This is a genomic window from Pantoea sp. GL120224-02, assembly GCF_900215395.1.
GTDB classification, from domain to species: domain Bacteria; phylum Pseudomonadota; class Gammaproteobacteria; order Enterobacterales; family Enterobacteriaceae; genus Pantoea; species Pantoea communis.
This window is the reverse complement of sequence record NZ_OBEC01000014.1, coordinates 69,670-82,058: the sequence shown is the minus strand read 5'-3', so window position 1 is coordinate 82,058 and position 12,389 is coordinate 69,670. Positions and strand designations below refer to the sequence as shown.

Below are 12,389 nucleotides of genomic sequence, written 5' to 3'. Positions count from 1 at the left end.
CGTTAAATCGGAAACAGCTTTACAGCGAAACCGGGAACATTGCGCCTAACGCCATGGCACCTAAAATCGCGCCACCGGTGATCGGTTTGTTCCACAGATAAAACAACAACGCACCCACCAGCGAACCGATGCCAATCGGAATCGACGCGGCCATCGCAGACAGGATGATCAACGGCCCAAGGAAGCGACCCGATGCATTACCTGCGCCCATCATCACGTCCGCACCGTAGGTGGAATCGCTCTGATTGATGGTGAACTTACGCGCCAGGATAATCAGATAACCGATCGCTAAACCCACCACCAGACCCGTTGCCAGTGATGCGGCAAAGTTCGCCACCGGGAACACAATACCTGCACCGAGCAGCAAGGCCGGAACACCCAGCCCGACACCGGTTTGAATCGCACCGCCGATATCCAGAATCCCGACCAGCGAACCCTCGATGATGCGGGCAAACAGGAAGCTGGCACCAAACGCCGCCACGGCGCCATACACGCCGGTTTCCATGCCGGAACGCAGCATCGAAACAAACGCCACTTCGTTAAATGCACCGATGCCGTACAGGTAGTACATGTGCGTACCGGCAAACACCCCGGCGGACAGCAGGCCAACAAAGATCGGGAACGACCAGTCGGCATACCAGAACCCTTTGTTTTCAGTCTCGTTCATGCTCGAGGCTCCTTATTTGCCGCTCAGGCTGTTGTGAATCATGTCCAGCCAGCCTGGGACACCCAGCTGGAAGGATTGCAGCAGTTTCATGTCGAAGCCACGGAAGAAGCCACTCAGAGCGAACAGCAGCACAATCGCGAACATCATCACTTTGGTGACTTTGTTCCAGCCGCTCTCTTCCACGCCTTTACCAATCAGGATACCCAGCACCAGACCCGGTACGGCATTGCCCATGATCAACTGCGCCAGACCACCAAAGATGGTCGCCCAGAAACCGGATTTCTTACCGGCATCAATCGCTGCCAGCCAGAAGATCACCGGCATCACGGTGTTGACCAACAGGTTGGCCGCCGGCACCAGTACTTTAACCGCCGTAACCTGCAACGCTGCAGGCACCGCAGAAGCGGTACTGTTAAGGAACGCCACCACGATCATGCCGATGATGCCGCAGGCAATCGCCATGCGTTTCGGGTTGTGCAGGGTTTCCGCGACGTTACGATTTTTCACCATCAACGCAGCCGCGCCCCAGTTGGGCAGAATGCGGTGGTCAACGTCCTGTGTGAAGGAGCCTGCCGCCACAGACGATGCCCAGGCGTTAAAGAAGAAGCCAAGACCAAAGGAAAAGTGCGATGCAGGATCGCCTTCACAGGAATTGAGTTCACCCAAGGTACGAAACGCGCCCATACCCTGGGTGGTCGGTGCGTGGAACATGCGCGCTGCGCCCGCTCCTACTCCAACGCCAACCAATCCACCAATGATCAACGACTTAAACAAAATGATTAAAAACATGTTGTTGTACCCTTTGTTGTCGTTTTTATTTCGTCGCGATGAAATCCACCTTGTCGGTGTCGATCACGGTGACGCTGACGGTAATCTCCAGCTCGACGCTGTAATTCCGTCGTTCGCGCGCCAGAAAGAAGAACAAGAACTTCTCTGTGCGTACGCTCTCCTGCGCGCGCAGCACCCGCACATCTATGGGTTCAATGCGCAACAGAATCTTTTGGCTGGTGCGCAGCACTTGCTGCTGCACCTTGCTCAGTGCATCGGAAAAGGCTTTCGCTTTGCTGTCGCCTTTGCCCTGCACCGTTATCTGCGTCTCGTATTGCTGTTTCATGCTTAGCTGCCGTGTTTTTTATTCCAGGCCTGCACCAGACGTTCACCCAGCTCTTCTTTATCCATAAAGCCAAAGCCCAGTACGGTGGCGCCTTCGTTGATGGCGGTCACGCCTTCATCAATCGAACGCATACCGTGTTTGGCTTTGTAGCCATATTTGTTCTGTGCAGTGATGGCACCCGCGCCGCCGCTGCCGCAGAAGGAGATGCCGAAATCGGCGTTTTCCGCTTTCATCACATCGCCCAGCTTCATATCCGCTGCGACGCCCGGCACCACCACGGCACGGCCGCCTGCTTTCTCAATACCGGCTGCGACTTTCTGACCTTTACCCAGACGATCACCAATCACGACTGTTACCATGTTCAATTCCTCTCGATTTATGCTTCGTTGGATTTCGCCACTTCGATATGCACCGATAACAACCAGGCTTCTTCTTTGGGCAGATTGCCAAACAGATCGACCACCTGCTGTGCCAGCGCCATGGTTTCTGGCGAGATATCTTCAAACAGTTCGGCTTCCACTTCCGGCAAGGCTTCTCCCGTGAGGGAACGCGCTGCCATCGCCCGTACATGCGAGGCCAGCATTTGCTGCTGCACGGCATTGGCTTCGATGTGGTGCGCGGCGTAGATCGCCGCAATCTGCTTCAACGTGTTATCCGCCAACGCCTGAATGGCTTCTGGCGTACTCGGTTTCAGCGGGACAGCTTCACTCCTCACCTTGCTACTCCTGTTTACTGCGGATAATTAGAGATAATTCGCGTTAGAAAGAAATTACGCTTTCCGCTTCAGGCTGTGGAGACGCATCTTTTCCACCTCAAAGTGGAAATCCCACGGGCGTGTGTGCGCCAGATCGCACTACGCATGAAGTGTGCGAAACAGGTCACAAAAATGCGGGTTATGCCGGAAATCGATGCGTTTAAACGGAGGGAATGCGAGAGGAGATAAGGCCAGCCACAGGGCTGGCCGGGTTATCAGCGGAATTTCTTATGGTTGGCGTTACGAATATCTTCCAACTTCTTCGCTTCAGTTTTGGCTTCGTCGAGCTTGTTGGCTTTCGCCAACTGATCAACGACATCAATCTGCGCAATCAGAGAATCGAGACCGGCGTGATAATCCTTAATCTGGGCGCTATCGGCAGCCTGACCTTCCAGTTTTTCCGGCGTGGATTTTTTAGCATCCTCCGCCGCCTGGCGCATCTTGCCGAGCGCGGTTTGCATTTCCTGAGCATCAGAGGTTTTCTTCACCACGCTCAGGCCATCTTTCAGGGTATCCATATCACTCTTCAGGTCAGCGGCGAATACGCTAGCCGAGGAGAACAACAGCGAGAGAGACAACATTGCAATCACATGCTTACGCATAAATATTCCTTATTTCCCGTCATATTTCAGGTTCCAGACACGTTGGCTACGCTCACTCACCTTAGTCACTTACTGATGTAATGTCCTGAGGATTCATTCACTTGCCGCCTTTCTGTCACGCGAATTATTAAGGGGTATCATTGTCGGGCTAAAAAAAAAGCAGCCTTGCGGGCTGCTTTCATGAAGCGATGTCTTTATTGTCCGGCGATTTTCATCTCCGGCAGCAGCACCGAACCGCATTGTATATTGCTGCGCGTTTCAATGTCGTTACCGAGCGTTACCATATTGAGCCACATATCCTTGAGGTTGCCCGCAATTGTGATCTCGCTCACAGGATATTGGATTTCACCGTTTTCAACCCAGAAGCCTGATGCACCGCGTGAGTAATCACCGGTCATGGCGCTGACACTGGAGCCCATCATTTCGGTAACCACTAAACCACGGCCCATCTGCTTCAGCATATCTTCAAAGCTATGCCCCTGCCCCGCAATGCGCCAGTTGTGAATGCCGCCCGCATGACCGGTGCTCTGCAAGCCAAGCTTACGTGCCGAATAGCTGGTCAGCAGCCAGTTTTGCAGCACGCCATTTTTGATGATGTCACGCGCCTGAGTGCGGACACCTTCGCTGTCGAACGGCGTAGACGCCAGGCCTTTCAGCAGGTGCGGCTTCTCTTCAATCGTCAGCCACTCAGGCAAAATCTGTTTGCCGAGTGAATCCAGCAGGAAGGTCGCTTTGCGATAGACGCTACCGCCGCTGATCATGCCGACCAGATGGCCAAACAGACCCGTCGCCACTTCCGGCGCGAAGATCACCGGCGCTTTCATGGTTGGCAGTTTGCGCGGCGCCAGGCGTGACAACACGCGACGTGCGCACTCTTGTCCCACCCAATCCGCAGTTTGCAGATCGTTAATGGAACGGCCGATGGTGTAGGCGTAATCGCGCTCCATGTTGCCATCCTGCTCGGCAATCACACAGCTGGAGAGCGAATGGCGGCTGGAGCAGTAGCTCTGCAACATGCCGTGGCTGTTACCGAACACTTTGATGCCGACGTGGCTGTTGAAGCTGCCGCCTTCGGTATTGGTAATGCGCTTGTCAGCCTGCAGCGACGCCTGTTCGGCCTGTGCAGCCCATTCGATAGCGCGATCGGCATCGATCTCCCACGGATGGTAAAGATCGAGATCCGGCGCTTCAAATGCCAGCAGATCGGGATCGGCCGGGGCACCAAAAGGATCAACCGAGGTATAACGCGCAATGTCGATCGCCGCCTGCACGGTACGTTTGATGGCATCCGGGCTGAGGTCGGTTGAAGAAGCACTGCCTTTGCGGTTCTGATGATAGACGGTGATGCCAAGTGCACCATCGCTGTTGAATTCGACGTTTTCCACTTCGCCATAGCGGGTACTGACGCCGATGCCGGTGGTTTTGGTCACCGCGACTTCTGCTCCATCGGTGCTGGCTTTCGCCAGTTCCAGCGCCTGCGCGACAGCCTGTTCTAACACTTTACGTTGTTCTGCAACCTGAGTAGATACGTTCATCGACCTGCCGTCTAATCTTAAGTATGAATTTATTGAGTCTATCAGACTCAGAGAACAATTTCGCAGTCGCCCGATAAACTGGTAGGATTAGCCTCTTTTTTTTAGGGAGCCAAGAGATGACCAAGCAGCCCGATGACTGGCTCGACGATGTGCCAGATAATCAAAACGAAGAAGATGAAGACGAAGAGATTATCTGGGTCAGCAAAAGCGAAATTAAACGCGACGCCGAAGAGCTGAAACGCCTGGGCGCCGAGTTAGTTGATCTGGGGAAAAACTCCCTCGACAAAATTCCACTCGACGATGATCTGCGTGCCGCCATTGAGCTGGCACAGCGTATTAAAAAGGAAGGCCGTCGCCGCCAGTTGCAGCTGATCGGTAAGATGTTGCGCGCGCGCGATGAAGATCCGATTCGTCAGGCACTGGATAAGCTGAAGAACCGCCATAACCAACAGGTTGCGCTGTTCCATAAACTCGAGCAACTGCGCGATCGCATGATCGAGAAAGGCGATGATGCGATCGCAGAAGTGATTAACCTCTATCCGCAGGCCGATCGCCAGCAGCTGCGTACCATGATCCGTAATGCGCAGAAAGAGAAAGCCGCTAACAAACCACCGAAAGCCACCCGTCAGATCTTCCAGTATCTGCGCGAGCTGGCAGAGGCGTAAGTTTGCCGCGTGCATAAAAAGGGTCGCCAGTGGGCGACCCTTTTTAGTTTGGGCAAATAACAGAGCGTCATCAAACCCAGTGGCAACCCCGATTAAAGGGTCGCCACGCCATCAACGTCCCAATCTCTCCAGCAGTTTCTGGTGAATGCCACCAAACCCGCCGTTACTCATCACCAGAATGGAATCACCTGGCTGGGCTTCTTTTGCCACCATTTCCACCAGCGTATCGATATCCGCGCTCCACTTCGCCGGCTGGATGCAGGCTTCCGCGACATCAGACACCTGCCATGGAATGTGGTGCGGCTGGAACAGGAACACGTTATCGGCGCGACCCAGAGACGGGGCCAGCTCGTTTTTGCTCACGCCCATCTTCATGGTGTTGGATCGCGGCTCCAGTACCGCCAGAATACGCGCGGTACCACCGACTTTGCTGCGCAGCGCCGCCAGCGTGGCCAGAATCGCGGTGGGGTGATGGGCAAAATCGTCATACACTTTGATGGCATTCACTTCACCACGCAGCTCAAGACGACGGCGCGCATTGATAAAGCTGCTCAACGCTTCACCGGCATCCACCGGTTTCACCCCGACGTGACGCGCGGCCGCAATCGCCATCAGGCCATTGTGCATGTTGTGCTCGCCGACCAGCGCCCAGTTCACTTCACCGACTTTCTCGCCGTCCAGCCAGATCTCCCAGTGCGAAGAGTCCGGCGTCAGTTTTTTCGCCTGCCAGTGGCCGTTGTCGCCGACGGTTTCCTGCTCGCTCCAGCAGCCCATCGCCATCACTTGCTTAAGATTGTTATCGTGCTCCGGCAGCAGGATTTTGCCCTGGCCCGGCACGATGCGAATCAGATGGTGGAACTGCTTCTGAATCGCGCGCAAGTCATCAAAGATATCGGCGTGATCGAATTCGAGATTGTTAAGGATCAGCGTGCGCGGGCAGTAATGGACAAATTTGGAACGCTTGTCGAAGAACGCGCTGTCGTATTCATCCGCCTCAATCACGAAGAATGGACTTTTTCCTAATTTTGCCGAAACCTCGAAGTTTCCTGGCACTCCACCAATGATAAAGCCCGGTTCAAGGCCACAGGCCTCCAGAATCCACGCTGCCATGCCTGCGGTAGTGGTTTTGCCATGGGTTCCGGCCACGGCCAGTACCCAACGGTCACGCAGCACGAAATCATGCAGCCACTGCGGGCCAGAGAGGTAAGGAATGTTACGTTCCAGTACCGCTTCCACACACGGATTGCCGCGCGTCATGGCGTTGCCAATGATCACCAGATCCGGCTGCGGATCGAGCTGACTGGCATCATAACCTTCTGTCAATTCAATGCCTTGCTGTTCCAGCAAGGTGCTCATCGGCGGGTAGACATTGGCGTCAGAGCCGGTCACTTCATGCCCTAGCGAACGGGCCAGCATTGCCAGTCCGCCCATGAAAGTGCCACAAATCCCAAGGATGTGAATACGCATAAAGAGATCCATTACTCAAAAGTTCGGCGCACAGTGTAACCCCGAGCAGAGTGGGAAGAAACGGATTAGGACTATGGTTTTTAAAGTTCAATCGGCTAAACTGCGCTCATACGTTGGTAGCGTGTTAAAGCTGCTGCCACTCCATCGTAGATTCAGGGAATGTGTTATGAAAACGTTAGGCGAATTCATCGTCGAGAAGCAACACGACTTTCCACACGCCACAGGTGAACTGACGGCGCTGATTTCCTCCATTAAGCTCGGAGCCAAGATTATCCACCGCGACATCAACAAAGCGGGTCTGGTGGATATCCTCGGTGCCAGCGGCGTGGAAAACGTGCAGGGCGAACAGCAGATGAAGCTGGACCTCTTCGCGAATGAAAAACTGAAAGCTGCCCTGAAAGCGCGTGGTGTGGTTGCCGGTATCGCTTCCGAAGAAGAAGATGAGTTCGTCATCTTTGAAGGCTCAGAAGACGGTAAATACGTGGTGTTGATGGATCCGCTGGACGGCTCTTCCAACATCGACGTGAACGTTTCCGTCGGCACCATCTTCTCCATCTACCACCGCATCAGTGAGCCGGGTACGCCGATCACCGAAGCTGACTTTATGCAGCCGGGCAACAAGCAGGTTGCGGCCGGTTACGTGGTTTACGGTTCTTCCACCATGATGGTTTACACCACCGGTGTGGGCGTGCATGCGTTTACATACGATCCGTCACTGGGCGTGTTCTGTCTGAGCCATGAGCGCATGACCTTCCCGGAGAAAGGCTACACCTACTCCATCAACGAAGGTAACTACATTCGCTTCCCGCAGGGCGTGAAGAAATACCTGAAGTTCTGTCAGGAAGAGGATATCGCCACCAAGCGCCCATACACCTCGCGCTACATCGGTTCACTGGTGGCAGACTTCCACCGTAACCTGCTGAAAGGCGGTATTTACCTCTATCCAAGCACCGCCAGCCACCCGAAAGGTAAGCTGCGTCTGCTGTATGAGTGCAACCCGATGGCATTCCTGGCGGAACAAGCCGGTGGTAAAGCCAGCGATGGTGCCAACCGTATCCTCGACATCCAGCCTGAAACCCTGCACCAGCGTTGCCCGTTCTTCTGCGGTAACGATGCGATGGTGGATGACGTTGAGCGCTTTATGCGTGAGTTCCCGGACAGCCACGAATAAGCTGATGTGATTTGAAAAAGCCCGCCAATAATGAGCGGGCTTTTTATTGGGTTATTTTCGTCGCTTTGCTTGCCGATCAATCAATTCACCCTGCGCGGAGTAGTAGCGGCTGGGCCAGATTTCATCCGGTGCGATGCCAATCGCTTCGGCAATCAGCCATTCGCCCTTGGGCCAGGGTCGGATTAAGGCATTGCCCAAAGTGGTCGAACACAACCCCGCTTCACGTGATACGGCGGCTAATGAAGTCCCTCTCTTGCGTAAGGCGGCTATAATATCGGCCTGATGCCAGTCCTGCTTGCTTTCACCCACGTCACTCTCCTTAGTTCTCGTTATAGGTTGCCATAACGATACTACGTTACTCGTAGTATCTGACAAGCAGCAAATCTACGATTCTCGTAGGCATGAAACCGACCTCTTCCCTGCAAAAAACCTTCTGTAGACGCCTGAAACAGGTGCGTCTGGTGAAGGGTTTTTCGCAAAAAGGGTTAGGGATTGCCGCTGGCATTGAAGAGTTTTCCGCCAGTGCGCGCATCAATCGTTATGAAGTCGGTGTGCATCAGCCCGATTTACTGACGCTGCAACTGCTGGCGAAAGCGCTGGAGATCCCCGCCGCCTATTTTCTGGCAGAAGATGACCAATTAGCAGACATGATCCTGCGCTTTGCTGAAGAGATAAGTAGCAACGCGCCATAAGCACGTTGCACCTGTTTTTACGCGGCGACCACGCGGAACTGCGCCATTGATTCCTGCAACTGCTGTGACTGCGCTTCCAGCGACTGCGTGGCGGCACTGGCTTCTTCCACCAGCGCGGCGTTTTGCTGCGCGGCTTCATCCATTTGCGTCACCGCCTGATTCACCTGCTCAATCCCACGGCTCTGCTCTTCTGAAGCAATCGAGATCTCTTTCATCAGTGAGGTGACACGCATCACTTCGCTGGAGATTTCATCCATGGTTTCACCGGCGCGTGTCGCCATGTCGCTGCCCTCTTTAACACGCGTTTGTGATTCGCTGATCAACTCACGAATCTCTTTAGCGGCGGTCGCACTACGGCCAGCCAGCGTACGCACTTCGTTGGCGACCACGGCGAAGCCACGGCCCTGCTCGCCAGCACGCGCGGCTTCCACCGAGGCGTTCAGCGCGAGGATATTGGTCTGGAAGGCGATACCATCAATCACGCTGAGGATGTCGCCGATGCGGTTAGAGCTTTGGGTGATCTCCTGCATCTTCTCCATCACGTAACCCACCACCTCTGCGCCACGATCGGCGCTGGTCGACACATTGCTGGCCAATTGATTGGCCTGCTGAGCGTTACTGGCGTTAAGACGGACGGTGGCGGTCAGCTGCTCCATGCTGGCGGCCGTTTGCTCCAGCGAAGCAGCGGACTCTTCGGTGCGCTGCGACAGATGCACAGTGCCCGCCGCCAGTTCACGGCTGCCCACATCAATCTGCATGCTGGCTTCACGCACCTGACTCACCGAATCACGCAGCGCCAGCTGCATATCGGAAAGGGCCTGATTCAGGCGACCAATTTCATTTTTGCCTGCGGCAGGTAAAGGCTGCGAGAGATCGCCCGCCGCAATCTGTTCCAGATGTAGGATTGCGTTGTCCAAAGGACGCAGCAGCGAGCGACGCAACAACTGCCAGGCCAGTACGATCAGCAGCAGTGTCAGTACCATCACCACGCCAATCATCACCTTCATCCGGACTTCGTTGTCAGCCGCCTGCTTGAGGCGTGCCGCAGAGACTTCATCGGCGTAAATACTGAAATCATTCACCGCCTTCGAATAGTTTGCTGCCAGCTGTGATTGTTTGCCTTCCAGCACCTGATAGTACTCATCGGTATACTGTTTTTTTAAGGCATCCATCATGGGCGTGATGCCTTCTTTATCGTAGACGTTGTAGGTCGCCACAATCGCATCGGCCAGAGTTTTACCATGCGCTGTTACGGTGCCTGCATCGACAAATGCTTTGAGGAACTGGTGAGAACTGTCCACTGCGGCTTGCGCCTGCTGCGTGACTTTGGCGCCGTCATCCAACAGACCAATTTCGATCTTACGAACGGCCAGCGCCGCATTGGCGCGGGCGCGCATTAAATCTGAACGGCTTTGGTAGAGCTTGTTGAGTTCAATCCCCTGAATGCGGTTCAGCGCATCCAGAGATTGATTTCCAGCATTAATGGCATAGATGCCCATGGCGCTGACGGCTAACAGCATCACCGTCATGATGGCCAACAACGCAAGTAAAGCGGTACGTATTGATAGTTGTCTGATCATGATCATTCCCGTGTGTATGAAAAGGCAGAACTCCACTGGCCCTAAAACGGAGAGATTATCGGCAGCTGGTCGCAGAAACTTTATCCAATGTTGATGGTCAATCTGCCGACGTTCGCTTACCCTTCAGCTTTTCTGAAGTCCGCTGCGCAAAAATGAAGGAATGAAATGATGAAAAAGTGGCTCCCGATTGCCTGTCTGTTCGCCAGTAGTATGGTTATGGCGCAGACGCATCCGCTCGACCAGCAGCTACAGCAGTGTCTGGACAAGGAATCCAGCACCGCGGGCATGTCCCAGTGCTACGGCAGCGCCAATAAGGCCTGGGATAAAGAGATGAATATGCAGTACAACCAGATGATGAAAAAATTAACTGGCGAACCTAAAGACAAATTACGTGCTGCCCAACGCGCGTGGCTGGCCTATCGCGATAGCTGGATGGAGGCCAGCCGCAGCTATTTTATGAGTCGCCAGGGCAGCATGGCAGCCCTTTCCATCGGGGCTCAGGGCGTTAATCTGGTGCGGAATCAGGCTTTAATGTTGCAATCAATGAACAAAGGCAGTTGCGCCAATCCCGATGATTGTTGATAAATGGTGGCGTTAAAAAAACGTCAGCGCAGGCACTGACCTGCGCATCCATCCATCTTCAGGGAGAAAACATGGCTGCTTATGCCTCTACCATCATTCTGGTCTGCCTCGCCGTCCTGAGCTATTTCGTTCATAACAGTGCCGTTACCATTTCCATTCTGATCCTGCTCGCCATCAAGCTGACACCGCTGTCTCAGTTCTTCCCGTATGTGGAAAAACAGGGCATTCAGATCGGCATTATTATTCTAACTGTCGCAGTGATGGCGCCACTGGCAAGTGGGACGTTGCCCGCTTCATCCTTGCTGAAGTCATTTGCTAACTGGCAATCGATCGTGGCGATCATTGTCGGGGTGTTTGTTGCCTGGCTGGGCGGGCGCGGCGTCAGTTTTATGAGCGTGCAGCCATCAGTGATTGGTGGATTGTTAATCGGCACCGTGATTGGCGTGGCGTTTTTCCGTGGTGTGCCGGTCGGACCACTGATTGCTGCAGGGATTGTCTCGCTGTTTGTCACCGCGAAGTAGGCCGTTGGAGCATTCCGAAACGCCAAAAAGGGGGCATACTTTCAGAGTCAGTTGGCTATAATAGCCGTCACTCAACATACGACCAATGAAGGAAAGCCAGATGAGTTTGAACCAGGTGCCTGCAGGTAAAGAACTGCCAGAAGATATCTATGTCGTTATCGAGATCCCAGCGAATGCCGATCCGATCAAATATGAAGTGGACAAAGAGTCTGGCGCCCTGTTTGTAGACCGTTTCATGTCTACCGCCATGTTCTATCCGTGCAACTACGGTTACATCAACCACACCCTGTCTCTGGATGGTGATCCGGTTGACGTGCTGGTACCAACCCCGTATCCGCTGGTGCCGGGCTCAGTGATTCGCTGCCGTCCAGTTGGCGTGCTGAAAATGACCGACGAGTCTGGCGAAGATGCCAAACTGGTTGCGGTTCCGCACACCAAACTGAGCAAAGAATACGATCACATCAAAGATGTGAACGACCTGCCAGAACTGCTGAAAGCGCAGATCACCCACTTCTTCGAGCACTACAAAGATCTGGAAAAAGGCAAATGGGTAAAAGTTGACGGCTGGGACAACGCTGAAGCGGCCAAAGCTGAAATCATCTCTTCTTACGAGCGCGCACAGAAGAAATAATCTTCTCTGCCTCGCAAGCATAAAAAAACACCGTCCAATGGACGGTGTTTTTATTTATGCCTCGGGTGCGTCGTCGCGCTTTAGCCAGTCACCGCTCGCAATGCGGGTGCGACCCGCAATCGAACGCTGATAGACATACAGCCAGGCACTGCCGTAAGGCGTCTGGATGAGTTGGCGTTTGTATTCGCCATTCTTGGTGCGCAAGGCATCGAGTTCGCCAAGCGTGCTGGCGTCGATGCGATACACTTCGCAGAAGACGGTTCCCTCATCTTCAACGACGCCCGGATAGTGACCCAGATTGTAGAGCGCAAACCCTTCAATCTGATGGTCGCCGAGCCATTGCGCATTCGTCATCCAGTGACTGTTTCCCTGTTTGCGCCGTAAACTGCCGTAGACAATTATTCGCAT

The 12,389-nt window shown here is 54.1% G+C and carries 17 protein-coding genes; 6 read left to right on the top strand and 11 right to left on the bottom strand.

Features of this window, described 5'->3' with window-relative positions; translation table 11 throughout:
* Positions 1-19 precede the first annotated feature (19 nt).
* From CRO33_RS21470 to pmbA, 7 genes are all read right to left on the bottom strand, one after another.
* Complete coding sequence (locus CRO33_RS21470; protein ID WP_034829224.1) at positions 20-667, bottom strand: DUF4310 family protein; 648 nt, start codon at positions 665-667, stop codon at positions 20-22.
* Positions 668-679: 12 nt separating this feature from the next.
* The gene (locus tag CRO33_RS21465; protein ID WP_097119509.1) at positions 680-1,456 is read right to left on the bottom strand and encodes a DUF4311 domain-containing protein; all 777 of its coding nucleotides are present in this window, start codon (positions 1,454-1,456) and stop codon (positions 680-682) included.
* A gap of 25 nt (positions 1,457-1,481) precedes the next feature.
* Positions 1,482-1,781, bottom strand: coding sequence for a DUF4312 family protein (locus tag CRO33_RS21460; RefSeq protein WP_097119508.1), 300 nt, complete (start codon positions 1,779-1,781; stop codon positions 1,482-1,484).
* A 2-nt stretch (positions 1,782-1,783) separates the two neighbouring features.
* A complete protein-coding gene (locus tag CRO33_RS21455; protein WP_009087404.1) occupies positions 1,784-2,140 on the bottom strand; it encodes an SFCGS family glycine-rich protein in 357 nt (118 codons plus the stop codon).
* 17 nt (positions 2,141-2,157) lie between these two features.
* On the bottom strand, positions 2,158-2,496 hold the full coding sequence (locus tag CRO33_RS21450) for a glycine dehydrogenase (protein ID WP_034829231.1): 339 nt from the start codon (positions 2,494-2,496) through the stop codon (positions 2,158-2,160).
* A 254-nt stretch (positions 2,497-2,750) separates the two neighbouring features.
* On the bottom strand, positions 2,751-3,137 hold the full coding sequence (gene cybC / locus CRO33_RS21445; RefSeq protein ID WP_038644492.1) for a cytochrome b562: 387 nt from the start codon (positions 3,135-3,137) through the stop codon (positions 2,751-2,753).
* Positions 3,138-3,331: 194 nt separating this feature from the next.
* The gene (pmbA, locus tag CRO33_RS21440; RefSeq protein ID WP_097119507.1) at positions 3,332-4,672 is read right to left on the bottom strand and encodes a metalloprotease PmbA; all 1,341 of its coding nucleotides are present in this window, start codon (positions 4,670-4,672) and stop codon (positions 3,332-3,334) included.
* Between the two features lie 116 nt (positions 4,673-4,788).
* Here pmbA and yjgA point away from each other — a divergent pair, with 116 nt between their 5' ends.
* Entirely contained in the window at positions 4,789-5,337 is a 549-nt protein-coding gene (gene yjgA / locus CRO33_RS21435) for a ribosome biogenesis factor YjgA (RefSeq protein WP_034829237.1), read from the top strand.
* A 111-nt stretch (positions 5,338-5,448) separates the two neighbouring features.
* On the opposite strand, the gene mpl is transcribed toward yjgA, so the two are convergent.
* Positions 5,449-6,804, bottom strand: a complete 1,356-nt coding sequence (gene mpl, locus CRO33_RS21430; protein WP_045832883.1) for a UDP-N-acetylmuramate:L-alanyl-gamma-D-glutamyl-meso-diaminopimelate ligase — start codon at positions 6,802-6,804, stop codon at positions 5,449-5,451.
* A gap of 166 nt (positions 6,805-6,970) precedes the next feature.
* Between mpl and fbp the strand changes: the two genes are divergently transcribed.
* Positions 6,971-7,975 (top strand): class 1 fructose-bisphosphatase, encoded by a 1,005-nt coding sequence (gene fbp, locus CRO33_RS21425; RefSeq protein ID WP_034829242.1) that lies wholly within the window; start codon positions 6,971-6,973, stop codon positions 7,973-7,975.
* Positions 7,976-8,026: 51 nt separating this feature from the next.
* On the opposite strand, the gene CRO33_RS21420 is transcribed toward fbp, so the two are convergent.
* Positions 8,027-8,284 carry a helix-turn-helix domain-containing protein gene (locus CRO33_RS21420; protein WP_097119506.1) on the bottom strand — a complete coding sequence of 86 codons (258 nt, stop codon included), beginning with the start codon at positions 8,282-8,284 and terminating at the stop codon, positions 8,027-8,029.
* Positions 8,285-8,376: 92 nt separating this feature from the next.
* Between CRO33_RS21420 and CRO33_RS21415 the strand changes: the two genes are divergently transcribed.
* The gene (locus CRO33_RS21415; RefSeq protein ID WP_097119505.1) at positions 8,377-8,667 is read left to right on the top strand and encodes a helix-turn-helix domain-containing protein; all 291 of its coding nucleotides are present in this window, start codon (positions 8,377-8,379) and stop codon (positions 8,665-8,667) included.
* 17 nt (positions 8,668-8,684) lie between these two features.
* Here CRO33_RS21415 and CRO33_RS21410 read toward each other — a convergent pair whose 3' ends face one another.
* Complete coding sequence (locus CRO33_RS21410) at positions 8,685-10,244, bottom strand: methyl-accepting chemotaxis protein (RefSeq protein WP_058959570.1); 1,560 nt, start codon at positions 10,242-10,244, stop codon at positions 8,685-8,687.
* Between the two features lie 171 nt (positions 10,245-10,415).
* Between CRO33_RS21410 and CRO33_RS21405 the strand changes: the two genes are divergently transcribed.
* From CRO33_RS21405 to ppa, 3 genes are all read left to right on the top strand, one after another.
* Positions 10,416-10,829 carry a lysozyme inhibitor LprI family protein gene (locus tag CRO33_RS21405; RefSeq protein WP_097119504.1) on the top strand — a complete coding sequence of 138 codons (414 nt, stop codon included), beginning with the start codon at positions 10,416-10,418 and terminating at the stop codon, positions 10,827-10,829.
* 71 nt (positions 10,830-10,900) lie between these two features.
* Positions 10,901-11,350, top strand: a complete 450-nt coding sequence (locus CRO33_RS21400; protein WP_038644476.1) for a DUF441 domain-containing protein — start codon at positions 10,901-10,903, stop codon at positions 11,348-11,350.
* Positions 11,351-11,450: 100 nt separating this feature from the next.
* Entirely contained in the window at positions 11,451-11,981 is a 531-nt protein-coding gene (gene ppa, locus CRO33_RS21395; RefSeq protein ID WP_034829250.1) for an inorganic diphosphatase, read from the top strand.
* 54 nt (positions 11,982-12,035) lie between these two features.
* Here the strand turns inward: ppa and CRO33_RS21390 are convergent, their stop codons facing one another.
* Positions 12,036-12,389, bottom strand: a complete 354-nt coding sequence (locus CRO33_RS21390) for a gamma-glutamylcyclotransferase family protein (RefSeq protein ID WP_034829253.1) — start codon at positions 12,387-12,389, stop codon at positions 12,036-12,038.